Annotated in this window: 23 protein-coding genes; 2 read left to right on the top strand and 21 right to left on the bottom strand. The window is 49.9% G+C overall.

Going from position 1 to position 24,378, the window contains the following annotated elements; genetic code table 11:
• The first annotated feature begins 357 nt into the window (after positions 1–357).
• A complete protein-coding gene (eat, locus tag J2Y83_RS07790) occupies positions 358–1,722 on the top strand; it encodes an ethanolamine permease (protein WP_017848825.1) in 1,365 nt (454 codons plus the stop codon).
• Between the two features lie 110 nt (positions 1,723–1,832).
• A complete protein-coding gene (locus tag J2Y83_RS07785; RefSeq protein WP_017848826.1) occupies positions 1,833–2,000 on the top strand; it encodes a DUF2897 family protein in 168 nt (55 codons plus the stop codon).
• A gap of 66 nt (positions 2,001–2,066) precedes the next feature.
• Here J2Y83_RS07785 and J2Y83_RS07780 read toward each other — a convergent pair whose 3' ends face one another.
• From J2Y83_RS07780 to rfbG, 21 genes are all read right to left on the bottom strand, one after another.
• Positions 2,067–2,915 (bottom strand): urea carboxylase-associated family protein, encoded by an 849-nt coding sequence (locus J2Y83_RS07780; protein WP_253394271.1) that lies wholly within the window; start codon positions 2,913–2,915, stop codon positions 2,067–2,069.
• Positions 2,916–2,930: 15 nt separating this feature from the next.
• Positions 2,931–3,575 carry a GntR family transcriptional regulator gene (locus J2Y83_RS07775; RefSeq protein ID WP_253394269.1) on the bottom strand — a complete coding sequence of 215 codons (645 nt, stop codon included), beginning with the start codon at positions 3,573–3,575 and terminating at the stop codon, positions 2,931–2,933.
• A gap of 178 nt (positions 3,576–3,753) precedes the next feature.
• Positions 3,754–4,086, bottom strand: coding sequence for a ComEA family DNA-binding protein (locus J2Y83_RS07770; protein WP_253394267.1), 333 nt, complete (start codon positions 4,084–4,086; stop codon positions 3,754–3,756).
• 114 nt (positions 4,087–4,200) lie between these two features.
• Positions 4,201–6,198: a polysaccharide biosynthesis protein gene (locus J2Y83_RS07765; RefSeq protein ID WP_253400359.1), complete on the bottom strand. Its 1,998-nt coding sequence runs from the start codon at positions 6,196–6,198 to the stop codon at positions 4,201–4,203.
• A 64-nt stretch (positions 6,199–6,262) separates the two neighbouring features.
• Positions 6,263–7,288 (bottom strand): MraY family glycosyltransferase, encoded by a 1,026-nt coding sequence (locus J2Y83_RS07760; protein WP_373423726.1) that lies wholly within the window; start codon positions 7,286–7,288, stop codon positions 6,263–6,265.
• A 16-nt stretch (positions 7,289–7,304) separates the two neighbouring features.
• On the bottom strand, positions 7,305–8,267 hold the full coding sequence (locus J2Y83_RS07755) for an NAD-dependent epimerase/dehydratase family protein (protein WP_373423727.1): 963 nt from the start codon (positions 8,265–8,267) through the stop codon (positions 7,305–7,307).
• Positions 8,268–8,272: 5 nt separating this feature from the next.
• On the bottom strand, positions 8,273–9,022 hold the full coding sequence (locus J2Y83_RS07750; RefSeq protein WP_253394265.1) for a glycosyltransferase family 2 protein: 750 nt from the start codon (positions 9,020–9,022) through the stop codon (positions 8,273–8,275).
• Positions 9,023–9,026: 4 nt separating this feature from the next.
• A complete protein-coding gene (locus J2Y83_RS07745; RefSeq protein WP_253394263.1) occupies positions 9,027–10,442 on the bottom strand; it encodes a mannose-1-phosphate guanylyltransferase/mannose-6-phosphate isomerase in 1,416 nt (471 codons plus the stop codon).
• Positions 10,443–10,743: 301 nt separating this feature from the next.
• Positions 10,744–11,718, bottom strand: coding sequence for a GDP-L-fucose synthase (gene fcl / locus J2Y83_RS07740; protein ID WP_307511660.1), 975 nt, complete (start codon positions 11,716–11,718; stop codon positions 10,744–10,746).
• 3 nt (positions 11,719–11,721) lie between these two features.
• Positions 11,722–12,846 (bottom strand): GDP-mannose 4,6-dehydratase, encoded by a 1,125-nt coding sequence (gmd, locus tag J2Y83_RS07735; protein WP_253394261.1) that lies wholly within the window; start codon positions 12,844–12,846, stop codon positions 11,722–11,724.
• A 29-nt stretch (positions 12,847–12,875) separates the two neighbouring features.
• The gene (locus tag J2Y83_RS07730) at positions 12,876–13,832 is read right to left on the bottom strand and encodes a GDP-mannose 4,6-dehydratase (RefSeq protein ID WP_253394259.1); all 957 of its coding nucleotides are present in this window, start codon (positions 13,830–13,832) and stop codon (positions 12,876–12,878) included.
• Positions 13,833–13,835: 3 nt separating this feature from the next.
• On the bottom strand, positions 13,836–14,942 hold the full coding sequence (locus J2Y83_RS07725; protein ID WP_253394257.1) for a glycosyltransferase family 4 protein: 1,107 nt from the start codon (positions 14,940–14,942) through the stop codon (positions 13,836–13,838).
• 97 nt (positions 14,943–15,039) lie between these two features.
• Complete coding sequence (locus J2Y83_RS07720; RefSeq protein WP_253394255.1) at positions 15,040–16,419, bottom strand: hypothetical protein; 1,380 nt, start codon at positions 16,417–16,419, stop codon at positions 15,040–15,042.
• Complete coding sequence (locus J2Y83_RS07715; protein WP_253394253.1) at positions 16,391–17,545, bottom strand: glycosyltransferase; 1,155 nt, start codon at positions 17,543–17,545, stop codon at positions 16,391–16,393. The genes J2Y83_RS07720 and J2Y83_RS07715 overlap by 29 nt, the downstream gene beginning before the upstream one ends.
• Positions 17,542–18,312: a glycosyltransferase family 2 protein gene (locus J2Y83_RS07710; protein ID WP_253394251.1), complete on the bottom strand. Its 771-nt coding sequence runs from the start codon at positions 18,310–18,312 to the stop codon at positions 17,542–17,544. The genes J2Y83_RS07715 and J2Y83_RS07710 overlap by 4 nt, the downstream gene beginning before the upstream one ends.
• A gap of 86 nt (positions 18,313–18,398) precedes the next feature.
• On the bottom strand, positions 18,399–19,724 hold the full coding sequence (locus J2Y83_RS07705) for an oligosaccharide flippase family protein (protein ID WP_253394249.1): 1,326 nt from the start codon (positions 19,722–19,724) through the stop codon (positions 18,399–18,401).
• A gap of 6 nt (positions 19,725–19,730) precedes the next feature.
• Entirely contained in the window at positions 19,731–20,456 is a 726-nt protein-coding gene (locus J2Y83_RS07700; RefSeq protein WP_253394247.1) for a hypothetical protein, read from the bottom strand.
• 32 nt (positions 20,457–20,488) lie between these two features.
• Positions 20,489–21,376, bottom strand: a complete 888-nt coding sequence (locus J2Y83_RS07695; RefSeq protein ID WP_253394245.1) for an NAD-dependent epimerase/dehydratase family protein — start codon at positions 21,374–21,376, stop codon at positions 20,489–20,491.
• Positions 21,373–21,927 carry a dTDP-4-dehydrorhamnose 3,5-epimerase gene (gene rfbC / locus J2Y83_RS07690; RefSeq protein WP_253394243.1) on the bottom strand — a complete coding sequence of 185 codons (555 nt, stop codon included), beginning with the start codon at positions 21,925–21,927 and terminating at the stop codon, positions 21,373–21,375. Before rfbC ends, J2Y83_RS07695 begins: the two co-directional genes overlap by 4 nt.
• A 25-nt stretch (positions 21,928–21,952) precedes the next feature.
• Positions 21,953–23,266: a lipopolysaccharide biosynthesis protein RfbH gene (rfbH, locus tag J2Y83_RS07685; protein WP_253394241.1), complete on the bottom strand. Its 1,314-nt coding sequence runs from the start codon at positions 23,264–23,266 to the stop codon at positions 21,953–21,955.
• A gap of 26 nt (positions 23,267–23,292) precedes the next feature.
• Positions 23,293–24,378, bottom strand: coding sequence for a CDP-glucose 4,6-dehydratase (gene rfbG / locus J2Y83_RS07680; protein WP_253394239.1), 1,086 nt, complete (start codon positions 24,376–24,378; stop codon positions 23,293–23,295).

Below are 24,378 nucleotides of genomic sequence, written 5' to 3'. Positions count from 1 at the left end.
TGGTGTAAAGGAACGAGAGCGAGGGGGTGGATGGGGCGTAAAGATGGCGTAAAGACTGGGTTTATGCGGGGTTTACAGGGGGATTTTTGGCGCCTGGGCGGGCGCTATCGGGGGCAAGCGCCCTCCCACACTTGACCGAGTTGTCATCCCGAGCGCCGATCAACCTGTGGGAGGGAGCTTGCTCCCGATAGCGCCGGTACAGTCACCCCCGCACCTATCTGGTGCAACGCCGGAAAATTTCAAACGCCAAACCATCCCCCACACGACAGTTGCGCATCTTTACGACACGATTTTCTGGAGTGGCATGGCCGCTGCAACACTTTGAATCATTCCAACCGGTTCAGGGAGCGCAGCACGATGAACACACAACTCAAACCCACTTTGGGCACCCTGCATTTGTGGGGCATCGCGGTCGGGCTGGTGATTTCCGGGGAATACTTCGGCTGGAGTTACGGGTGGGGCGTGGCGGGAACGCTGGGCTTTCTGGTGACCTCGTTGATGGTCGCCGCGATGTACACCTGCTTTATCTTCAGTTTCACCGAACTGACCACCGCCATTCCCCACGCCGGCGGTCCTTTTGCCTACAGCCGCCGCGCCTTTGGTGAGAAAGGCGGCCTGATCGCGGGCCTGGCGACGCTGATCGAATTCGTGTTCGCCCCGCCCGCCATCGCCTTGGCCATCGGCGCTTATCTGAATGTGCAGTTTCCCGCCCTCGACCCGAAACACGCAGCCGTCGGCGCCTACATCGTGTTCATGGGCCTGAACATCCTCGGCGTGAAACTCGCCGCCACCTTCGAGCTGGTGGTGTGCGTACTCGCCGTCGCCGAACTGCTGGTGTTCATGGGCGTAGTCGCCCCCGCGTTCAGCTTTAGCAACTTCGCCCTCAATGGCTGGGCCGGCTCCGACACCTTCGGCGCCCCGGCGATTGCCGGGATGTTCGCGGCGATCCCCTTCGCCATCTGGTTCTTCCTCGCCATCGAAGGCGCGGCCATGGCGGCCGAGGAAGCGAAAGATCCCAAGCGCACCATTCCAAAAGCCTACATCAGCGGCATCCTGACCCTGGTGATCCTGGCCATGGGCGTGATGTTCTTCGCGGGCGGCGTGGGCGACTGGCGCACCCTGTCGAACATCAACGACCCGCTGCCGCAGGCGATGAAAACCGTAGTAGGCGAAAGCTCCGGCTGGCTGCACATGCTGGTGTGGATCGGCCTGTTCGGTTTGGTGGCGAGCTTCCACGGCATCATCCTGGGCTACTCGCGCCAATTCTTCGCCCTGGCTCGGGCCGGCTACCTGCCGTCGTTCCTGGCCAAACTGTCGCGCTTTCACACACCACACCGGGCAATCATCGCCGGTGGCGTGGTCGGCATTGCCGCCATCTACAGCGACGGCCTGATCAACCTGGGCGGCATGACCCTGACCGCAGCAATGATCACCATGGCCGTATTCGGCGCCATCGTGATGTACATCATGAGCATGCTCAGCCTGTTCAAACTGCGTAAGACCGAACCGCTGCTGGAACGCACCTTCCGCGCACCGGGCTACCCGATCGTGCCGGGGATTGCGCTGGTACTGGCGGTGGTGTGCCTGGTAGCCATGGCCTGGTTCAACGCGCTGATCGGCATGATCTTCCTCGGCTTCATGGTGGTCGGTTTCATCTACTTCCAAATGACCGCGCACGACCGCGCCGCCGCACCGGCAGATGCAATGTTGACCGGGCTCTAAGGTTTTGAGGCGGAACAGGCCTACACTGAACTACTCAGAAAGCCTGTAACTCAAAGCAGTTATTACCGTGGGAAAAACCTCCCACGGCAATCTGCCTCAAGGAGAGCGTTATGCCGTGGTATGCATGGTTGATTATGGTGGTTGCGATCGGGTCGATCGTCGGCGGGCTGCTGATGCTGCGTGACAGCGCCAACAAAGTGGAACTCACCGACGAACAACGCAAACGCGTGGCCGAGCGCAATGCGCAGGCGGATGCCAAGGACTCGCAGGACCGCTGACCTGGTTTGCCCCTGTGGCGAGGGAGCTTGCTCCCGTTGGGCTGCGAAGCAGCCCCCTCTTCTGCCCTACTCCCAATCCGCCTTGGCAATCTGCAACCCGTGCAGCCCTTTATAGGCAGCACGCGCAGGCGAGCTCCAGCCGTTCAGCAACTCTTCTTCCAATCGATAAATCTCAACCCCCAGCGGACGGCACACCGTCAGCGGGTCCTGTGCATCCGGCCCCCACATCGGCAGCGACAGATCCCCACCCGGGCAAGTCGACAGCGCACATAGCAAATCAATCTCGGCAAAAAACTCCAGGTAATCGCCCTTCTGCGCCGGACACGCCTTCATGAAATACATGTCGTCGTGATTCAGGCCCGTGCACTGGAAAATATTCAGCACGTCATGCACGTCGAATTCCGTCAGACCGTGAGGCAACACCGCACGGGTCAGGTTCGAGTGGCAGTGATGATGGAAATCTTCACCAGTGAGCATGCGGTTCACATACGGGTCGCAGCGCGTACCGAGCAAATCGTGCAAGCGCCCGCCGTGTTCATCAATGCCGTAGCTCGCCAGGCTGTCATCGGTGATGGTCACCAACGGCCGCAGGAATGGCAGGTTCGACCACAGTCGGTCATGGGTGCTGACATGCGCACCCTGTAACTGGCGCGTGCGCGCGGCCCACAGGCGTTCGCGCGGGTCGTTGGCGTTCCACACATTGAAGTCGCCCACCTGTGGCCCCACCGGCGTAGTCACACGGAACACATGCCCGGCCGGCACCTTCCACGCCCTGCCCGTGCGAATCGGCACCTCGAACTGTTCGACCAAAGTGCGCTGATCCTTGCGCTCACGAATACGCTCATAAAACGCTGTGTCGACCTGCAACGCCGAACCTTTGCTGACCTGGTAAGCGGCTGGATAGTCTTTGTACATGCTGCGGGTCCTCGATCAAGGGTGCGTAAACAGGGCTAACGAAAGGCGTTCGGAATCATCCAGGTACAGGCTCATCGCCTCGCCTGCCGCCGGTTTATTTCCGTGGATCAGTAACTCGTATATTTCACGATCACGCTCCAGCCAGGGCGACTGAAAGCGCTGTTCATCGGGCGCGGCGCAAAACACCAGACGCAATTGGGCGATTACCTGAGCGAAAAACTCATCGAACAGCGGACTGCGCATCAGCCCGACAATCTGCTGGTGAAACACCAGGCTGTGGGTGGCCACCGCCCGCCAGTCCTCGCGCTCGCGGGCCAGCGCGGTGGCCTCGATGGCGTTTTGCATACGCTCGGATTGGTCTTGGGTGAGCGCACCGCTCTGGGCAATGGTCTGCAATTCAAGGGTACGACGGACGACAAATAAATCCCGCACCTCTTCGCGCTCCACCCGACGCACCATCACGCCCTTGTTACGCACATAGCGCGTCAACCCTTCCTGCCCCAAACGGTGCAACGCCTCACGAATCGTATTGCGCGACGCGTTATAGGCTTTGACCAACTCCACCTCGACCAGCGCCATTCCCGGCAACAGTCGGCCACCGATGATATCGGCACGCAGTTCCAGGGCGATCTGGTCGGCTAAGGACAAGCTGAATGGCATCGTTACCTCACGATTGTTGAACAATCCTCCCTGTGACAGTAATCACTTTCCATGCCAAGAGCTGTGCGGTGCAAAAAGATTCAGCTTGGTTAACATGCATCGTGGAAATCGTGGGTGACGGTTTGAAAGCGCAGAGCCCGTATGAAAAAAGGCCGGTCACTGACCGGCCTCCCGATACTTATTTGATCTCTAACCTGCCCCGATTTTTCTCCAGCAACGCCTTGCCGATGCCCTTTACTTCCAACAACTCATCCACCGCCATGAACGGACCGTTGCTTTCGCGATAGGCGATGATTGCGTTGGCCTTCGCGGCACCGATGCCGAAGAGGTCACGACGCAGGGTTTCGGCATCGGCAGCGTTGAGGTTGACCTTGGTGGATTGTTCGGATTGGGCCATTTGGGTGGTGATGGGGGTTGGGGGTTCGGGCTTGATCGATGGGGCGGCGGTGGTGGCGGCGGAGAGAGTGGTGAGGAAGGCGAAGATTAGGGAGGTGAGGTAGGTGTTTTGCATTGGTGAGGCTCCATGACATCGGTGAGGTAGAAAAAGCAGCTTTTCCGAAGCTGCTTTTCTACGTTAGGCGATGGGTGGAGGGTGTCAAAAGTGGGTGGGTTACAGAGTGTTAACTCACGGTTCCAGGCGACGTTGCTGGTAGATCCAGTCGACGATTTCGCCGTCGGGGGAGTAGCCACTGACGGTTTCGCGCAAGAGTTGGCGGACGCGGGTGTAGTCGTCATCCTCCACGGCAGCCAACAAGTCGTCCAGTCTGGCCTTGAGTACGTCCCAAGACAGATGGTCTTCATTCGCACTCATGATCATCGGGTGCCGGGTGGCAACGACGTTGTCGCCGATGAGTAACTCTTCGTAAAGTTTCTCGCCAGGACGGAGGCCGGTGAACTCGATGGCAATATCTCCATGGAGATTTTTGTCGGAACGCACACTGAGACCCGACAGGTGAATCATCTTCTCAGCCAGTTCAACAATTTTCACCGGCTCCCCCATGTCCAGCACAAATACATCACCGCCCAGCCCCATGGATCCAGCTTGAATAACTAATTGCGCCGCCTCGGGGATCGTCATGAAGTAACGAGTGATTTTCGGGTGGGTGACCGTTAATGGCCCACCGGATTTGATCTGCTTGTGGAATAGCGGAATGACCGACCCCGACGATCCCAGTACATTGCCGAAACGAACCATGGTGAAGCGGGTTTTATTCACATGTGAAACATTGGACCTATCGCCGAACAAAACTGGAGCCAGCTCACAGCTCAGAGCCTGCAGTGTCAATTCGGCCAGGCGCTTGGTACTCCCCATTACATTGGTCGGGCGTACAGCCTTGTCTGTAGAAATCAGAACAAAGTTGGCAACTCCCGCTCGCAGTGCAGCCTGTGCGGTATTAAGCGTGCCGATCACGTTGTTTAATACACCTTCGGCAATATTGTGCTCAACCATTGGCACATGCTTATAGGCCGCGGCATGGTAGACGGTGTCGACATGCCAAGTATTCATGACATCCAGCAGCTTGGATTGATTACGCACCGACCCCAGGATTGGCAAAATCCTGACCGACAACGACTCTCGAGCTACCCGCTGTTCAAGCTCAGAAAGAATACTGTAGAGATTGAACTCACTATGTTCAAACAGCAAAAGTGTCGTCGGCTGCAGAGCGAGAATTTGTCGACACAATTCAGAACCGATAGATCCCCCAGCGCCTGTAACCAAAACGCTTTGTCCCTTGATGCAGTGTTCCAGTAAATCCGGCTGGGCAGGGACTGCGTCACGACCCAGCAAGTCGGCAATGTCGACTTCTTGGATGTCATCAACCTTCACACGCCCACTGGCCAGGTCCATGAAACCCGGGACGCTTCTCACGTGAAGAGGGAACCCCTCAAGAAAACCAAGGACTTCACGACGTCGACCGCGATTTGAGGAAGGAATGGCAAGCAAAATCTCCTCGGCCCCCGTAGCGTCGATCATGCGTTGAATATGCTTGGGCTTGTAGACTTGGAGCCCCGAAATCACGCGGTCACTAATACTCAGGTCATCGTCGATAAAGGCCACTGGACGCATCACTCGGCCCATACGCAGAGCGGCAACTAACTGGTTACCCGCGGCACCGGCACCATAAATTGCAACTTTAGGCAGCCCGTTGTCGCGATTGGTGAACGGCACATGTTGCGCGGCAGTGAACCAGTCGCCCAAAAAGTACTGACGCATCGCTAGTCGCAGCCCGCCGATAGTGATCAGGCTGAGCCACCAATAGTTGAAAATGATGGAACGCGGCACCACGTTCTGATGATTGCTATACCAATAAACAACGACTGCCAATATCAAAGACGAAAGGCTCACAGCCTTGATAATAGCGATCAACGCATCGTTACCGAAGTACCGCATGACCGCACGGTACATACCAAAGCGTATGAACAAGGGGATTGCGATCAGGGGCGCGGAGACGAAGAGCCATGGATGCATACGGATTGGATTGATCATTTCGTCGATCCCCAAACGCACAACGAAAGCCATCCAGAGTGCTAGCCACACCAGCACGACGTCGGTGAGAACCTGAATGGATCGTTTATATCGGCGAGGTAGACCTAACAAATAGATCCGTAACATATCCATAATTACCTCCGAACGGGTGAAGCATCGCAAAAAACAGTATTAATACTGCGGATATTCAGAAGATTTACTACCTGACTTCGATCTTCTCAACTGCACCCGCCTGGAACTTCCATGCCAACATGACTAACGGCATATACGCAATTATCACACCAACAAAACCATCCAGTCCCAACAGCGCAACGCACAATGCCACGGGAAGCAGCCAGACTACGTTCACAAGACCAACGGTCAAGGTCACGGGCAAGTGACGGCCGAACTGTCGTGACGCGTACTGATAGGCATGGCTACGGTGCGCTTCATAGACTTTGTCTCCACGAACCAGACGCCTAACAAGTGTGAATGTAGCATCCACCACGAAGACGCCCATCAGAATCACCCAAACCCAAAGGAGCGCAGGAGACACCCAGGCCGCTTGCAAGGACAAAATCCCCAAGGTCACGCCCAAGAATCCGCTACCCGCATCTCCCATGAAAATCTTCGCAGGGGGAAAGTTCCAATACAAAAAGCCCGCTACCGTGAATGACAGGAGCAATGGAGCCCATGCCAACGAACTGAAACCCATCAATGCATAAATCAACGACGCACTGACGCAGACAGCGATAGCCTCAATACTGGCCAAGCCATCAATCCCATCCATAAAGTTATAAAGATTGAGCATCCACACCAAGTAGAACAGGGATAGCACCATCCCAATCCAGCCCATATCAAACACGACGCCCATTATAGTCAACGGGGGTATTCCACCCAGCCAGAACAGTGCCCACACCGCGGCACTGAAATGGCCAAGTAGCCGCCATCGTGCAGCGATATGACCATGATCATCCAGGAAACCCAACACCGCGACACCAACCCCGGCGCCTATCAGCCCCCAGGCAGAAGCCCAAGGTAAAAGCGAAAATATCGAGAGCAAAGGCACCAATAGTAGGAAACTCAACACGATAGCCACACCGCCACCACGGGGAGTGGGCACCGTATGAGAGCTACGGGCATTGGGTACGTCTATCAAGCTTTTAGAAAGCGCATAGCGTCGTAGAGCACTCGTTAGCAGCAGGGAAATGCAACCGGCAATAACAAAAAATATCCAAACCATCACTTACGACTCCAACGCTTCACGAACCGACGACTTTGTTACTGAACTCTTGTCCTGCTCTGATCATCGCCGCCTCAGCCGAAACAGGTGGCACCCAACCAAGCAGTTGTCTGGCTTTGGATGAATCTATCTGCAACGAACCGCACAATTGGGTATAAACCCCCTGCTTACCCAACAATTTCGCAGACACTCTCAAAAACGAGATAGGCAAGTGGACCAGCCGCGCTTTCTTACCCATGCCTTTGGCCAAGAGATCGATTATTTGTCCAGTAGAAAAATCAACGCCATCAGACGCTAAAAACACTTGGTTAGCTGCAGCCGGGTGCGCGACACAAACTGCGATGAGATCAACCAGGTTTTCCAGAGCGATCATGCTCCTGCTGTTATTCACTCGCCCAAAAGGCAGCGGAATACCCAAATGAACAAGCTTCAGCAGACGGCGAAAGTTGCCTGGGGCATGAGCCGCATAAACCAGGGGCGGTCGAATGATGACAACTTCCATCTCCGTGTTCTTGGAGAGTTGCATCAAACCCATTTCTGCCTCCAGCTTTGAAACGGCGTAATCTGCATGAGGAGCGGGATCAGAAGTCTCTGAGAAAGGATGGCCGGCAGTGAGTGCGCCATTCACGCCGATTGAACTGATAAAAACGAAACGCCTTACACCCTGAGCAGCCGCCTGCCTGGCCAGGTTAAGGGTCGCTTCGGTATTGGACTCGCGGAACAGCTCCAGGGCATTGGCCTCACGCGCCAGGACGTGAGCCCGCCCAGCCAAATGAACCACACAATCAACACCAACCAGCGCCTCATGCCACAATGTCTGCGCGCCGAACTCGCCCAGGTTGAATACCTGACACCGGTGACTAACGCTCGCATGATCAGATCGGGACGCGACGACAACCGAGTGACACCCGTGCTCAAGCAAATTAACCAAGAGCTGCGAACCGACAAAACCGGTCGCGCCTGTAAGCAGGACCTTATTCACGGACATCATTTAAAAAAATAACTGGCGACTTTGAAAGGAATCTTCATGGCAATCATGAAAATGTTGGTATAGATGCCGTTCTCTTTACACGCCCTGACGATCTCCATATTTTGGTGAACCTTCCACCAAAATCCCGTGGTACTAATTCCCCCTTGACGCATCTTGACCATGTTCGCGTCATGCCTGGCGAGTTTGATGCCTTGAGTGATGAAGCGGGCCATGAGTTCAAAGTCGGCCGAAACACGATAACCCAACTTATAGTAACCAAACTGCTCGAAAAGGCTTCGACGCGCGTAAAAGGTCGGATGCGGAATCATGAAACCAAAGCGAATTTTCCAGGCCGAAAATCCGGACGACGAGTATTTCCGCGTCACAACCTCAGTGTTATCGCGCTCGACAAATACCAGGTTTGCGTATGACGCGTCACAGGCGAGGTTGGCCTGCAAAAACTTCACCAGTTCCTCAATGGTAGAGGTGCTGGAAAACACATCATCCGAATTGAGAATGCCGACATAGTCTCCGGTCGCACATTTAATACCCTTGTTCATCGCGTCATAGATGCCTTTGTCAGGCTCGCTCAAAACAGTCGATATACGCCCTTCATACTCAGAGATGATGGCCAGCGTCGAGTCTTTTGAAGCACCATCAATCACGATGTACTCAATGTCTTCGTAGGTTTGCGAGAGTACCGATTCTAAGGTGTCACGAATGGTCGAGGCGCTGTTATAGCAAACGGTGATGATTGAAATTTTCACACTATCAACCCTTCACTCGACCATAAATATCTTCGAAACGGACAATATCGTCCTCCCCCAGATAAGACCCGGATTGCACCTCAATCAATTCGAGAGGGATCACTCCCGGGTTTTCCAAGGCATGTACCTGACCAATAGGGATGTAGGTCGACTGGTTTTCAGTCACTAGATAGGTCTTTTCACCATTGGTCACACGAGCAGTCCCGCTCACCACAATCCAGTGTTCTGCGCGGTGATGATGCATCTGGACCGAGAGCTTCTCGCCGGGCTTTACGGTGATTCGCTTGACCTGGTAACGCTCACCATTGTCGATCGAGTCGTACACACCCCATGGTCGGTAGACCTCACGGTGGTTTGCGTGTTCTTGACGCTTACAATTCTTGAGCTGATCAACAATTTTCTTCACGTCCTGCACTTGATCCTTGTGCGCGACGAGTACAGCATCTTTGGTCTCGACGATGATCAGGTCGACCACACCAACAGTCGTGACCAGGCGATGCGTCGCGTGGACGTAACTGCCAGAGGTGTTTTCGGAAAGAACATCGCCCTTGAACAAATTCCCTTCAGCGTTTTTTTCGCCAACCTCCCAGAGCGCCGACCACGAGCCAATATCACTCCATCCTGCATTCAAAGGGACCATTACAGCGTCCGACGTTTTTTCCATGACGGCATAGTCAATGGAATCATCAGGGCTGGTCGCAAATACTGCGCTGTCGACGCGGGTGAAGTGCATATCCTGCTGACCGCCGGCCAAAGCCTCACGGCATACAGAAACAATTTCCGGCTGAAACAGCTCAAGTTCTTGAAGGTAGCGGCTGGCGCGGAACATGAACATGCCGCTGTTCCAGAAATAGCTGCCTTCAGACAAGTACTGTTGCGCAGTTTCAAGGTTTGGCTTTTCAACGAAGCGATTGACCTCGAATCCTCCATCCCCTACGGGCGCGCCCATTTGAAGATAACCGTAGCCGGTTTCAGGATGGATCGGCGTAATGGCGAACGTCACCAACTTGCCCGCTTCGGCAAGTGCTTGCGCCTTGGCAATGCTCTGGTGAAACGCCTCAACATCTTGAATCAGGTGATCGGCGGCCAGCACCAGCATGATGGGGTCGTTCTGCTCGGTTAGCGCCTGCAATGCCGCCAAAGCAATGGCCGGAGCAGTATTGCGCCCCACTGGTTCGAGAATGATATTGGCCTCTTCCAGCCCCAATTGCCGAAGCTGCTCTGCCGCCAGAAAACGATGGCTTTCATTACAAATCAATTGAGGAACGGCATGCTCCAGTCCGTCAAGACGCTTGATGGTGGCCTGCAGCATTGTCAGGTCAGCGTCCACCAACGGCAGGAACTGCTTTGGGTTCAACTGACGGGACAAAGGCCAAAGACGAGTGCCTGAGCCGCCCGCCATGATTACCGGAAGAAACATTCAATCATCCTTTGATTCTTTCTTGATCAGCGCAGCGAAATACTCGCAGGTGGAGTTATGCTCGATGCAGTGACGTTTATATAGGTTGCCTGGAACTCATCATACGCTTGGTGGTGAGGCACTGGCATTGCTAAAACACCGACCTTGCGTCGATTCAGCATCACACTTTATGCAACACACGCAAAGGTGATGAATCAGGTCTGCGCCCTATTGATCGAGCCGCGAAATCGATGGTTACGAGATCGAAATTCAAGACGTATGCAGACAACGCCCACCCTGAGCGGGCGTTGCCGCAAAACCATCAGTTTCGTGCGTCCAGACGGTTTGTGACAAACCACTGATAAGCATCTCTCAAACCGTCCTCAAGCTGGATGCTCGCCTGCCATCCCATGGACTTCAGTCGAGAAACATCCATCAGCTTTCGCGGCGTACCATCCGGCTTGGACGCATCAAACGTCAGCGTCCCCTTGAAGCCAGTCACTTTGGCGATGGTCTCCGCCAGCTCACGAATCGTACAGTCGATACCTGTACCGACGTTGATATGGGAAAGCATCGGTTGAGTATTGGCACGATAGACTTCGCCATCTACCTCCATGACATGGACGCTGGCTGCAGCCATATCATCAACGTGCAAGAACTCACGCATTGGCTTGCCACTGCCCCAGATTGCAACTTCTTCCACCGAATTCTCTACCGCATCGTGGAAACGACGCAGCAACGCCGGAATAACATGGCTGTTATCCGGGTGGTAGTTATCGTGTGGGCCGTACAAGTTGGTCGGCATCACGCTGCGATAATCACGACCGTGCTGACGGTTGTAACTCTCACACAACTTGATCCCAGCAATCTTGGCAATCGCGTAGGGTTCATTGGTTGATTCGAGCGTGCCAGTCAGCAGCGCCTGCTCCGTCATCGGCTGTTCGGCGAGCTTCGGATAGATGCAAGAGGAGCCCAGGAACAGCAGCTTCTGCACACCCGCGCGATGTGCAGCTTCAATCACATTCGCCTGAATCATCAGGTTGTCGTAAATGAAGTCCGCAGGGTAGGTATTGTTAGCATGAATACCCCCAACGCGCGCGGCTGCCAGATACACTTGGTCGACCTTGTGCTCATCGAAATATGCCCTCACCGCACTCTGATCGAGCAGATCCAAGTTTTCGCGGCCGAGCGTCAGGATATTCTTATAACCTAAGGCAGACAGACGCCGCACGATGGCCGATCCGACCATTCCTCGATACCCGACAACCAATACCGCTTCGGTCAAATTACGAGCCACTGATCAGTTCTCCGTTGCAACAGGAACCTCATGGCCATGCTGCTTGAGCAAGGCATGACGCTGCGCCACTTTCAAATCTTCACGCACCATCTCGGCACACATTTCCTGAACCGTGATTTCCGGCGTCCATCCCAACTTGGTTTTGGCTTTTGTCGGATCGCCAAGCAAGGTTTCAACTTCGGCAGGACGGAAGTAACGCGGGTCAACACGCACCACCACATCCCCCACGCTCAGCGCCGGAGTTTTATCACCCTCAATGGCTTCAACTACCGCGATTTCATCAACGCCGGTACCTTCGAAGCGCAACTTGATGCCAAGCTCGGCCGCCGACCAACGCACGAATTCGCGCACGGAGTACTGGACGCCTGTGGCGATCACGAAATCTTCAGGCTCATCCTGTTGCAACATCATCCACTGCATGCGGACGTAGTCCTTGGCATGGCCCCAATCACGCAGTGCATCCATGTTGCCGAGGAACACACATTTCTCAAGGCCTTGAGAGATGTTTGCCAACGCACGGGTAATCTTGCGCGTTACGAATGTTTCGCCTCGACGCGGAGATTCGTGATTGAACAAAATGCCGTTACAGGCGTACATGCCATAGGCTTCACGGTAGTTAACCGTGATCCAGTAAGCGTACATTTTTGCTACGGCGTAAGGAGAGCGAGGGTAGAACGGTGTGGTTTCTTTCTGGGGAATCTCTTGCACCAGACCGTATAGCTCGGAGGTCGAAGCCTGATAAAACTTGGTTTTCTTCTCAAGACCGAGCAGACGAATGGCTTCCAGGATACGCAACGTGCCCATGGCATCAACGTCAGCAGTGTACTCAGGCGATTCAAAGCTCACGGCAACATGGGATTGTGCACCCAGGTTATACACTTCATCCGGTTGAACTTCCTGGATGATACGAGTGAGGTTGGACGAATCGGTCAAATCGCCATAATGCAGCACGAACTTTTGATTATCGACATGCGGGTCTTGGTAGATGTGGTCCACACGCTGGGTGTTGAAGGACGAAGCACGGCGCTTGATGCCATGGACTTCGTAGCCTTTTTCAAGCAGAAACTCGGCAAGATAGGAACCGTCCTGGCCTGTAATACCCGTAATAAGCGCTTTTTTAACCGACATAATATTTTCCTTTTAAATAAAACCAGCTTCTAGCCCAGCATGCCCTTGACAACATCTGCAACCTTATATCGCGCCTTCCAGCCCAACTGCTTTTCAGCCTTGGACGGATCTGCGCGACTGACCAACAAATCGGTAGGACGCAAAAACTCAGCATCCACGACGACATGATCCTTCCAGTCGAGATCCAGGCAACGAAACACCTCTGCCACGAATTCCTGCAGGGTTACCGTCGTACCTGTTGCGATAACATAATCCTCAGGGACATCCTGCTGGAGCATGAGCCACATGGCCTCGACATATTCTGGCGCCCAGCCCCAATCGCGCGAGATATCAAGCCTGCCCAGCTTCAATTTTTCAGTCGAACCGCTGGCTATGCGCCGGGCTGTACTGATGATCTTCTGCGTGACAAAACGAGTAGGTCTCAACGGCGATTCGTGGTTGAACAGAATCCCCGTACAGGCGTACAAGTTGTAAGCCGCCCGGTAATTCTCAACCAGCCAGTAGGCAGATGCCTTTGCAACCGCATACGGGCTTGAAGGTTTCAGTGCTGTCGCCTCATTGGCCGCTTCGCCAAGCGTATCGCCGAAACACTCACTCGATCCCGCCTGGTAAAGCCTGACGGGGCGCTCAGCCATTCGGCAGGCCTCCAGCATATTCAGCGTACCCAGGGTAATGCTTTGAATCGTCTCGGCCGGCTGCTCAAAAGACAAGCCCACGGAAGATTGGCCAGCCAGATAGTAAACTTCGTCCGGATTGCTTTTCCGTAATGCCATAAAGACACTACGAAAATCCTCTGGCACCATTGAGAGTGTTTTTATTTGCCCGGGTTCGATTCCCAAGCGAGCCCAGTTGCTGAAAGAAGCTCCTTGCGCATCTCTCGAGCTGGCCCAGACTACGTAGCCTTTGCTCAACAAAAACTTGGCCAGATAGGACCCATCTTGCCCACTTGCGCCGCAAATCAATGCGACTTTTTGGTCACGGTCCAATACTCACCTCACCACTTGAGTGTAAACATCCATAGTTTTCTCGGCGCAGGAAGCCCACGAAAATTTTTGCAGGCGATTATAACCGGCACTGACCAAGGATTGCCTGAGCGATGACGAGAAAACTACTTTTTCCATCGCAGCGGACATTTCTTCAATGGAGTGCGGATCGAAATAACAGCCTGCATCCCCCACCACCTCGGGCATTGAGCTGGAATGACTGACAATGACCGGGCAGCCCTTGGCCATCGCCTCAAGAGGCGGCAGGCCAAAACCTTCATACATAGAGGGATAAACAAAAGCAGCAGCCTGACTGTAGAGATCGCCAAGAACTTTGTCGCTGCCCCCCTGATACCTAACACGATCCTCAGACAACCCCACGCTATGAATTAGTTCCTTCTCCGCGACAGTGAAAGCACCACCGCCAAAACAGGCGATGTCGTAATCTGCCTTCAAGGCAGGTGATAGAGCGAACGCTCGTAAAAAACCATGGAAATTCTTGTAGCCAGCCCGGTTACCTACGAACAGTAAATAAGGGCGACGAGAGATCTCAGGGCTGTCAGTTTTGACACCAACATCGGTAAATGTGTCAAATCCCAGGTAAACAACCGAAACTTTAGATTCGTCCACACCAAATGCCTGGATCAAGTCGTTACGGGTGCTTTCGGAAATGCAGATGACATGGTCGGCTCGCTCAACCGCCATGCGCTTACGGACACTGATATTGCCCCACCTAGAAAACTCTTCTGGAAATTTCTCATGGACCATATCGTATACAGTCAAAACAGTCGGAAAAGAACGTCGAGAAGGTTTGAACATCGAAAAATAGGTTTCATGAGCCACATCAGGTACCCAAGACTTCATTCTGCTATTCGAGAGCATTTGATTAATTGGTAGGCTTAGGCGCATTAGTTTCGAGTTTCTGGTAGCAATCCGTTTGCCATCCACAGTCAGAGGCGAGACATTGGACAGATACTCGTTACAATGATAAGGAGCAAAAATCCGGGGAGAATGCCCCATTGACTTCAGCTGCTCCACTAGGCTGACATAATAACGAGATATACCACCAAAAGCCTGGAGAGTGAAAATCTGATAATCGAAACCCACTTTCATTTTAAATTCCTTAATATGATCTAAACAGCGAGACACAATAAAATTATCGAAAACCAGACAAATAAGACGACCGCAAAAAAAACCAGGCCGATACCCACTAAGCCTTATCCAATATATGATTTTCTATTATTTCTGGGCTTATCTTCACCGTCAATGCGTATAATGCAAACCCTACAAAAATGGCGCTTACCGGTGTAAGCCCGTACAATCCAAACAAGGGAATAATGGAAAATGACATATACAAATACGCCACCCCCCTCCCTCTAACCAAGATCGATATTATATATAAAACCGTCAACCCCCCTCCTATGATCCCAGCATTCAAAAAAAGCCTATCAAAAGGAACAGCCCAGATCGCATAACGATATTTTTCACCCACTTCAGTTCCAAATGAAAAAATATGATCAGACTCAAGCGGAAGATCAAATACCTCATACAGCCCGGCGGGGCCTATTCCGAAAATCGACGAAATAGGTGAACTAGACATCAAATGAGAAATACTGGAAATCGCAGACTGGTATAACACATGATACTCATTAAGTGACAAAGTCAAAGCGCCAGGAAGAAACTCATAGGCCGGCCCACTAACAAAATACATCCCCAGTGTATATACAAACAAAACCATAGTAAAAAACGACCTATATAACGCACCACGGTCAAAACAGAAAATCATTATAAAACAAAAAAAGAAATAGGGGACCGCCCCCTTCCTCTGTGAAATCAAGGCTAGAACCAAAGCCAAAAAACACATAAAATAACACACAGACTTCAATTTCTTCCTCGTATAAAAATTAATACCTACGCATAGCGTAATAGCACAAATAAGCATAAATGATAGATATTCATCACCAGCAAAAAAAATCTTCCAAGGAATGCCAAAAATTTCACGCTCAATAACGTTATCTGAAGGCAGCAGGATCATAAATAGCATCTTACAAATCCAGCAAAACATAGAGAATACAAGTATCGGCGGTATACGTTCAGGCATTAAGCGCGTAAGCAATAACGAAAACGATACGGCAACCAAAGCATTCCGAGCACCAAAAAAGAAGTATGAATAATTCGACAAACCAATAAACTGATTAAACAACAGCGAAATCATTGATACAAAAAAAACACCATACAACAAAAACAGTCTCTTATGAATAGTTAACTCTTTTAACTTTGGCAAGGCATAAAAAAATAATATTACAACTAACAAATCGAACAATCGAACGCCCCCATACCCCTTGGTATATATACTTGGATAATCTTGTGGAGCACTACGAAGGACTGGATCAGGTATGGCATACACACTTGTGCAGAGGATCGAAATCAAGCAAAGAACTATAACTTCCGGACTAACTCGCAAAACAATCAATAGAAAAATTAAAACCAATTGCAAGTCCGGCAAAACGGTTAGCTGGCAAGAACTCAAGATGGCACTAATCAATGCGAACGCATAGTAACTAATTGGAACACTCAGTTTTAAATTCACATTTGACACGCTCTCTGTATATCTCATAGGAATATAAACCTGCTCTTTCCTTACATTTAATTGAACTCATCAATATGACACCTTTGACCCGATCGATTAATTCCTCATCATATTTAAACCCCTCCGATAGGAGTACCCCGACATCATTACTCAAGATCTCATCAGGCCCCTCTCCTTCCATCGCTATAGCGGGAACTCCAAATGAAAGCGCTTCCACAAGCGCAAGGCCAAAAGGCTCATTTGCTGACATTGAAATGAACATGTCAGCCTCCCGATAAATACTCTGTAAATCTCCGGTGTAACCGAGCAATTTTGAGAATCCGGATTCAGCGCACATCATTTGAATTTTAAGAAAGTATTCTGCATCTAGCGACGATAACGGATCAGGCCGACCATAAATTTCTAGATCAACCGGAAACCCTGCCTCGTTGAGTTTATCTACTAGCTCGATACTTTTATCAATTCGCTTCCACGATGTAATTTGGCCGACTGCGACGGCTTTGTATCGCCCACGCAAACAACTTTTTTCTACATCATCCTCATTAATAGAAAGGGCATCCTCGGTTAAAACACAGTTTGGGAAATATTGAGCATTAACAACACCAATCCCCTCCAACTTCTTCACTCTCGATCGAGTGATAACCAAAACCTTGTCAACCAAAAATGAAATAAATAAACATGTGCTTCGACCTTTAGCCCTATCCAACTTATGCGAATCATGAAGATAAAAATAGCTTCGCCTAAAGACTGCAAGGGGCCAATCTCTCACCAACGATTCAATATCATTGAAAATTATTTGGCATGTGCGAGGAATAAAAAAAAGCTTAAAAAAACTTAAAAAACCACAAATGACGTAAAAAATTAAAAAAATGGGCTTTTTTGATATTTTCACAAGAGGCTTTTTATAAACAAAATCAATCTTATCAGCATCAGCATCAGCATCAGCATCAGCATCAGCATCAGCATCAGCATATATTTTTTTTACCTCCGCGTTACTAATAACACACTCAACGCTCCCTCCTAACTTAATGCCAGTCAAACATGATGCCAGCCGAGAAAGCATAATTTCGGCGCCCGATACTAGTGCAGACCGACTAATCAATATAAAGTCTTGATTTTTTCTCATGATGATTGTTTCTTAAAAAAGCCTTTGAACGCTCGAAACGTGGCAGAACGCTGACAAAGATATGTATAAACCATGGCGCCCAATGCCATAATCAAGCCACCACCAGAGAGAAAAGAAACCCTAAAAACCTCATACACTGTTTTATGGTATTTAGTATCATGTACACCACCCGCAGTCATGCTGGATAGAGCCATGTCAATTTTTTTTGCTTTGAATCCATATTTGTGCGCCCTCAAAAACAAATCATAATCCATAGCATGCTTCAGGCGTATATCAAAAATACCAACAGCCTCAAAAACCTCTCGACTAACTAGAGTTGATGGATGCATGAAGGGCATCACATAGCTTATTTTTTTTTCGTAGTTTTTACTTGCTACTAATAAGGTGCTTTTTCCTACCCCACTAACCCAATACATATCTCCATAAAAAATGTCCTCATCTGCCACTCTTAAAATATTGAGCACCGACAATATTGCGCCCTCTACCAAGTAATCTCCCGAATTGACAAACCAAATATACTTCCCCGCAGAGTGCCTAACACCCTTATTGAAGGCGTCGCTTATGCCCTTATCTTTCTCCGAGGAAAAAAAATCGATACGATCCAAATATCGATTGTAAATCTCACTTGATCCATCAGTAGACGCACCATCTATCACTACATATTCAACATCAGGATTCGAATCAATCTCGGAAATAACACTATGAAGCGTTTTTTCCAATCCAAACCTCTCAGAATTATAAGCGATTGTGACTATTGACAAAATCATACCACCCCCTACGCTAAACACTAGCCTCTCATAAAAAATAGCAATATTACGATATATCAACCGCATCTAATATGCATAATACAGAACTATAATTCATCACGCATAAATCTCGGCCAAAACAAAAACTCGAATAACACCTGAAACACTGCACCGGAAATAACATTCGATACTGCATACGCATATGCATACGAAATCAAACCAAAATCCAAACTGTAAGTACTCAAACAAAAAAGCACAATTAGATATAAAACCACATTAACAATACTATAAAGAACATTGACTCCAGGGTACCCCAAACCGTTTAGGATGTGATGACCGGGAATAGAAAGCGCCACAAAGAAAAATGCAACGGCCAAGCTCGGGATCAACGGGACGACTCTTGATGCGACATTAGATCCCAACCAAAGTCCAAAAATAAGATCCGCAGCCCACCAAAGCACTAACAATCCAATAAACGCAGTCAGCGTCGTAAACAATAGCACTCTTAAATATACCGCTCGCAGCTCAATCTTGCATTTACCTGAACTTGCCAATGGATATATAAACTCAGAGCCAGAATTTATCAAGGTGTGAATTTTGGAAAGAGCTGTATATGCAAATTGATATATACCAACTGATGCCGGACCTAGAGCATGGCCAATAAATATTTTTTGTGCCTGAGCAAAAAAAATACCGGCAAACGAATGTAAGGTTAGAACTGCGCTAAAACCATACATTCGTTTAAATGTGTCAATACTGGGGCGGCCGCCAAGTAAATCACAACCAGAACCTTGGCATAAACTTCTTGCCAAGTAAATTGATAGCATTAAGCCTAAAAAAGAACCTATCACCCCCAGCCACATCAACCCTAACAAACCAAGAACACTAGTAGCGACCAGATATCCGCCTAGCCCCATTGTTATCAGCGGAATGGATATAGTCACAATTACAGCGAGATCAAATCGCCCCAAGGCTTTCAATACACCTATGTAAACATTATTAATCAAATAAAGCGATACTTGACCCGCAGCGAGAACAAACAACAAAAAACTAGAGCTACGATACTCTTCTGTAATACCGAAGACTGAATCTAGGATAGGAGACATCGCTGCCACCGAGACCACGATAAACAGTCCCAACACACAATAAAAACATGCCGACGTCTGGACAACGTTCGCAAGCGCTTCATAAGAACCGCTTTCTTTATCCTCCGCAATAAATTTAATATTGGCGGAGGAAATCCCTAGATCCATAAAAGCCATCACACTACCAATCGAAGCAGCGAGAAGATAGACGCCAAATCCAACCTCACCCAATCCATCCAACAATAGCCTATAAGATACAACCACTATCAACGTAGGAATAGCAACGCCTAGCAATCCAAAAAATGAATTATACCTATGTTGAAATTTTTCTCTTAACTTACTTATCACAAATAACTACCTTGCTAAAAGAAATTTTTTTACACCATACATAGCCCATCTCACAAACTCTTTGAAATGAGATCTCTTATACACCTCATTAGCCGTTCCAGAGACGCCAACAATTGCAACAAACGGAGCGAGTCTCCAGCTCAAACCATCTGCGATACCACGAAGAGTAGCCTTAACCAAAGCATGCTCAAAATATAACCCTTTTGTATCATTAACCATCAACAACTCAGGAAAAAGATGGGACTGAAAAAAATTCCTCCCCCCCCCAAAAACTCGACTGTCAGCCCAAGTTAAATTCTTGGAAAGATCACACATTATATCTGGCTTCGCCCCTATAACTTTAGCGACCTCCTCAAACTTAGGAATATAATAACGTCCATTAACCTTAACGAACCACCCTTTTTCGGACAACAATTTTGAGCAATCAAACACTCGCTTTAAAGCCAGCATCTCTCCATAACCTTTACCTAACGCGCGATCGAAATCCTGACCATCGAAAGAAATAAACTCTACATTTTTATGTGGGAACTTTAACGCTAACTCTTTAAAGTAGGAAAGGTCATAACCAGAGTTCTCAACAAACACGATATTATCCGCCCCCCCCCCTTTCAACCACATTTCAAACGCAGAACAGTAGTCGTTAAAGCGATCACCTATATTTGAGCGTTCCATGAAGGCAATACCCTTTACATCAATAGTACACGTCAAAATCACGCAAAAGTTATTGCTCATACCCCGCCCCTAAAAAATAGACAACTATAAAATTATATTTTCAAAACACCTAAGCTTAGAGGTGTTATTTTCTTATTTTTTGACCATGGCGAGGTTTTACCAGACACTTCCGGCAACGTCATCACCTCCCTATCTCTATAGGGCCGAGCGCCGAATAAAATATTTCCCTGCTGTCCATATGCATTGGCAATCTGTTCAACCAATCCCTTGACAGTAAATCGTTCGCCGGAAACAAAATACGCCTCAGAGAGACAGTCACTCGACAAATGCAAATATTTTCCACATTGATAAAACTCCTCAACCACGTCATCAATGAAAGATATATCTATAATTTGCTCACCAGGCGAAACCCCTAGTTCTACATTAGTTTTTATAGCATTCACGACCAAGTTGACTAATTTTCTACGCTTATCATCAGGACCATAAGTGTCAAATAATTTCAAAGTAACCTGAGATATACTATATTTATCACTGTAAAAACTCAGTATATCCTCAAATGCCTGCTTAGTTGCTGCATATAAATTCGACGCACGATACTCACTAGAGTGGTAATACTGCCAAGACGTACCAGCGTTAACAATATTTTTAACAGAATTGACTCTCATAGCCTCAAGCAATTGCGTACCAAAGAGCACATTAGATTGAATCAGCCTAGTCACATCAGGAGGTAAATGTTCGGACAAAAACAATGAGGCCAGATGATAAATTAGCTCAGGCTTGGACACACTCAGTATCTCAATTAACGACTCAGTACTACCATCATATATAAACTTATCTATATATGAAATCACATCCGTTAATCCAGAAATATCAGACTCTTCACGTACAACAATAGAGACATCCCAACCTTCCCGGACCAGACGTCGGACGAGCGCCCCACCAATAAAGCCTGTGACACCAGTTACCAATACTTTCATCATTGCCTCAATCCCACTGAAAATGCCGAAGCATATTCATTTATCCCTACGTGCTGATTATCACGAACAGACACTATAGGAGTTTCAATTGGCCACTTAAAGTCAATAGAAGACCACAATACGCCTGCATCATGCTCGGGAGAGTAAACACTTGTAACCTTATACTGCATAACTGCCCCCTCCGTCAGGGACAGAAAGCCATGCGCTATACCGGCAGGTATATAAATCGAGTTACCTAGAGCAGGACTTAGCTCGAAAGACCGACACTGCAGATAAGTTGGCGAGTCCACACGTAAATCAACAACGACATCAAGCACCTCTCCTTGGAGGCAGTAAACAAGTTTTGCATGCTCGAAAGGCGGAGTTTGAAAGTGCATTCCTCGAACTACGTTCTTACTGGAAACAGAATAGTACTCTTCTTTCCAATCAGTTCGTAAACCCAACGCCTCGAAAACCTCATTATGAAAAGTCTTGACGAATGCACCTCTATTATCCCTGAACACATTACATTTCAACTCAAAGCATCCTGCAAAACCTGTTTCTTGCCGATCCATCTGCGAGCCCTTTACAAGTCATAGATTAAAAATTAACACCAAAAAACTCTTCCAGTTTTTCACCGACATAATCAAATTGCTCTTGACCTAGGCCGGGGTAAATACCCAGCCAAAAAGTCTGGTTCATCGTACGATCAGTGTTAGTCAACTCGCCAACTACGCGGTATTCAATATCTTGAAAGTACGGTTGACGCGTGAGGTTCCCTGCAAACAACAAACGTGAACCAATATTGTTCTGATCTAAGAATTTCAGCAGATCAACGCGTTGGACGCCTGCGCTTTCCTTCAATGTCACTGGAAAGCCAAACCAGGAAGGATCGCTGTTTGGAGTAGGCTCGGCAATTTCGAGGAAGTCTGACAGGCTGCTCAGACGCTCCTTCAGCAGTACATAGTTGCGCTTGCGGGTGTCAATGAACTCCTGAGCACGATCCAATTGCGCAAGGCCGCAGGCCGCTTGCATATCGGTGATTTTAAGGTTGTAGCCTAAGTGCGCGTACACATACTTGTGGTCGTAGCCCTGTGGCAGGCTGCCAAACTGTTGACCAAAACGATCGCCACAGGTGTTGTCACAACCCGGCGCGCAGTAGCAGTCACGCCCCCAGTCACGGAAAGACTCAGCGATAACTTTCAACTGCGGGCTATTGGTGAAAACCGCCCCCCCTTCGCCCATAGTGATGTGGTGAGCCGGGTAAAAGCTCAAAGTGCATATGTCACCGAAAGTCCCTACCAGCTTACCGTCATAGGTAGCCCCCAAGGCGTCGCAGCAGTCTTCGATCAACCACAGGTTGTACTTGTCGCAGATAGCTTTGACTGCACCCAGGTTAAATGGGTTGCCCAAAGTGTGGGCGAGCATGATGGCCTTGGTCTTGCGCGTAATTGCCGCCTCAATCAAATCAGTATCGATGTTGTGAGTGGCCATATCGACATCGACGAACACTGGGATGGCGCCGAACTGCACGATTGGATTGACCGTAGTCGGGAAGCCGGCAGCAACACCGATCACTTCGTCACCTTTCTTGATCGCACGATCACCTAGCTTTGGCGAGGTCAGTGTACTGAAGGCAACCAAGTTGGCAGAAGAGCCAGAGTTGACCGACAGCGCAAATTTAACGCCCAGAAACTCAGCCAGTTTCCGCTCGAACTCTGCATTGAAGCGCCCGGTAGTCAGCCATCCATCCAGGGATGCCTCAACCATCAATTGCAGCTCACGAGCCCCAATAACCTTGCCTGAAGGCGGGATAACACTTTCGCCAGCAACGAAAGGTTTGGGCGCCAGGGCGACTTGAGCATACTGCTCGACGAGTTTACTGATTTCCTGGCGAAGCATATCGGGTGTCATGGCGTTTCCTGCTTGAAAAATATGAGTTACTTGCCGCATGAAGACATGGCGGCCATATAGGCATTGATTTCTGCGAGGCAAAGAGCGTGTACATCATGTCCTTTGAGCCAGGCTCTATGCCAATTCACGATGTATGCCAATGTCGTCTCCAATGACCACGTAGGCGACCAATGCAGATGTGTGCGGGCTTTTGACACATCGAGTTTCAAATAACGGGCCTCATGGGGCTGGGGATTCTGATCCAGGGCCCAGCTTGCGCCTTCCCCCCAGGTGTTCACCATGTGATCCAGAATCCAGTCGACAGGCCGGGCGTCTTCATCCTTCGGACCGAAGTTCCAGCCTTGAGCCACATCCTGACCGCGCGCCCACAGGTTTTCGGCCAACACGAGATAACCACTCAACGGCTCAAGCACGTGCTGCCAAGGCCGGGTCGCCTGGGGGTTGCGGACAATAACCGGCTGCTGCTTCTCGAAGGCGGCGAGTATATCCGGAATCAGGCGATCTTCGGCCCAATCACCGCCACCAATCACATTACCGGCGCGAGCAGACGCGAGAGCGACGGGTTGCTCTTTGCCAAAAAAGGAGTTGCGGTACGCTGACGTTACAAGCTCCATGCAGCCTTTGCTGTTGCTGTAGGGATCGTGCCCGCCCATGGGCTCATCTTCTCGATAGCCCCACTCCCATTCGCGGTTTTCGTAACACTTGTCCGTGGTCACATTAACAATTGCCCGCAGCCCGGGGCATTGACGGGCAGCTTCCAAAACATGCACGGTACCCATCACATTAGTGGCATAGGTCTCGACAGGCTGTTTATAAGAAAGGCGGACCAATGGCTGGGCAGCCATATGAATCAGGATATCCGGATTAAAACTGACCATGCTCTGCGTGACAGCCTGCAGGTCTCTAATATCACCAATCTGAGACTGCATCCCCTTCTCTATTCGGGCCTCTTCAAAAAGAGCCGGCGTCGTCGGCGGCGCAAGGGCATAACCCATGACCTCTGCCCCCATACTCTGCAGCCACAGGGAAAGCCAGCTTCCCTTGAAGCCGGTGTGCCCAGTCAGATATACCTTTTTGCCTTCCCAGAAGGCAGGAGTTACAGCGGCTTTCAT

Origin of the sequence: Pseudomonas marginalis, assembly GCF_024169655.1 — a bacterium.
Lineage (GTDB): Bacteria > Pseudomonadota > Gammaproteobacteria > Pseudomonadales > Pseudomonadaceae > Aquipseudomonas > Aquipseudomonas paraveronii.
The sequence above is the reverse complement of the archived record's forward strand: the minus strand, read 5'-3'. Positions and strand labels throughout refer to the sequence as shown.

Bases quoted from the DNA above. Each gene is read 5' to 3' on its own strand.
- rfbG (WP_253394239.1), bottom strand. From the start codon at position 24,378: ATGAAAGCCGCTGTAACTCCTGCCTTCTGGGAAGGCAAAAAGGTATAT.
- J2Y83_RS07780 (WP_253394271.1), bottom strand. From the start codon at position 2,915: ATGTACAAAGACTATCCAGCCGCTTACCAGGTCAGCAAAGGTTCGGCG.
- J2Y83_RS07775 (WP_253394269.1), bottom strand. From the start codon at position 3,575: ATGCCATTCAGCTTGTCCTTAGCCGACCAGATCGCCCTGGAACTGCGT.
- J2Y83_RS07695 (WP_253394245.1), bottom strand. From the start codon at position 21,376: ATGATGAAAGTATTGGTAACTGGTGTCACAGGCTTTATTGGTGGGGCG.
- gmd (WP_253394261.1), bottom strand. From the start codon at position 12,846: ATGTCGGTTAAAAAAGCGCTTATTACGGGTATTACAGGCCAGGACGGT.
- J2Y83_RS07710 (WP_253394251.1), bottom strand. From the start codon at position 18,312: ATGATTTTGTCAATAGTCACAATCGCTTATAATTCTGAGAGGTTTGGA.
- rfbH (WP_253394241.1), bottom strand. From the start codon at position 23,266: ATGACACCCGATATGCTTCGCCAGGAAATCAGTAAACTCGTCGAGCAG.
- J2Y83_RS07770 (WP_253394267.1), bottom strand. From the start codon at position 4,086: ATGCAAAACACCTACCTCACCTCCCTAATCTTCGCCTTCCTCACCACT.
- eat (WP_017848825.1), top strand. From the start codon at position 358: ATGAACACACAACTCAAACCCACTTTGGGCACCCTGCATTTGTGGGGC.
- J2Y83_RS07715 (WP_253394253.1), bottom strand. From the start codon at position 17,545: ATGAGAAAAAATCAAGACTTTATATTGATTAGTCGGTCTGCACTAGTA.
- rfbC (WP_253394243.1), bottom strand. From the start codon at position 21,927: ATGGATCGGCAAGAAACAGGTTTTGCAGGATGCTTTGAGTTGAAATGT.
- J2Y83_RS07725 (WP_253394257.1), bottom strand. From the start codon at position 14,942: ATGAAAGTGGGTTTCGATTATCAGATTTTCACTCTCCAGGCTTTTGGT.
- J2Y83_RS07745 (WP_253394263.1), bottom strand. From the start codon at position 10,442: ATGTTTCTTCCGGTAATCATGGCGGGCGGCTCAGGCACTCGTCTTTGG.
- J2Y83_RS07785 (WP_017848826.1), top strand. From the start codon at position 1,833: ATGCCGTGGTATGCATGGTTGATTATGGTGGTTGCGATCGGGTCGATC.
- J2Y83_RS07700 (WP_253394247.1), bottom strand. From the start codon at position 20,456: ATGAGCAATAACTTTTGCGTGATTTTGACGTGTACTATTGATGTAAAG.